Source organism: Paenarthrobacter aurescens, from assembly GCF_025421775.1.
GTDB classification, from domain to species: Bacteria; Actinomycetota; Actinomycetes; order Actinomycetales; family Micrococcaceae; genus Arthrobacter; species Arthrobacter aurescens_B.
The window spans coordinates 1-229 of the sequence record NZ_JAOEFX010000819.1; the positions used below are offsets into that span (position 1 = coordinate 1).

1 pseudogene is annotated in these 229 nt (G+C 67.7%); it reads right to left on the minus strand.

Annotated features, from left to right (window positions below):
• Positions 1-44: 44 nt before the first annotated feature.
• Positions 45-200 (minus strand): annotated as a pseudogene (locus N7568_RS25695) (LacI family DNA-binding transcriptional regulator); the annotation flags it as partial.
• Positions 201-229: the final 29 nt, after the last annotated feature.

Sequence of the window (229 nt, forward strand, 5' to 3'; positions counted from 1 at the left end):
ATGAGGCCGGCTTTCTTGCTGCGCTTGGCCGGCCGCCGCGCCTAGTCACGCCAGGCGATGATTTCTTCAACCTTCGCGCGGGTGGCTGCTGCAACGTGGGCATGGCCGTTGAGGACCTTGGACACCGTGGGCACGGACACGCCGGCCTCCCGGGCGATCTCGCTGATCGCAGCCCGCCCCGAGTCCTGCTTGGTCACCATGGGTCCCCACCCTTCCCGCCAGGAATCAC